Consider the following 463-nt stretch of genomic DNA (forward strand, 5'->3'; position numbering starts at 1 on the left):
CAGATCTGTAGTAAAATGCTGGCGTCTATCCTCTATGATTATGGCAGATTTTCGGTGGAAGTTAAATCCACCCTGTTATTAGGCGCTTACAATGATTTCATCAAAATACTTACCTTCACGGCGATAGTCTCTACATATCCGATTAGCCAAGGAAATATTTCCTTTCAATCCCAACTTAGAACCATGAAACAAAATTTCTCTATACGGATTACTTTTCGCAATTTCCTGTGCCTGTTCTCTGATTGACTCCTCTACTACTTCAGCCAAATCTATTTTTCCTACTGGCATATAGAGATAAGCTTCTCCTGGGCAGCTTTACTCGGAATCCCATCCTCATTTTCCCAACGCTTCACTGTAATAGCTGTAACGTTCGTAAGTGCTTCAAAAGAAGGCGTAGTGCTATTTCCTCCACCAATTGATATACTGGGAAAAACCAATATATTTTAAGGAGGACTTATTCTAT

1 protein-coding gene is annotated in these 463 nt (G+C 39.1%); it reads right to left on the reverse strand.

The window, feature by feature from the left end:
* Positions 1-78 precede the first annotated feature (78 nt).
* The gene (locus tag ACTNDQ_RS15460; RefSeq protein WP_441065006.1) at positions 79-288 is read right to left on the reverse strand and encodes a hypothetical protein; all 210 of its coding nucleotides are present in this window, start codon (positions 286-288) and stop codon (positions 79-81) included.
* Between the last annotated feature and the right edge of the window lie 175 nt (positions 289-463).

The sequence above is a fragment of the Blautia massiliensis (ex Liu et al. 2021) genome, from assembly GCF_052064225.1.
GTDB lineage: Bacteria > Bacillota > Clostridia > Lachnospirales > Lachnospiraceae > Blautia_A > Blautia_A fusiformis.

Excerpts from the sequence above, each read along its gene's own strand:
- ACTNDQ_RS15460 (WP_441065006.1), bottom strand. The coding sequence starts at position 288 with ATGCCAGTAGGAAAAATAGATTTGGCTGAAGTAGTAGAGGAGTCAATC.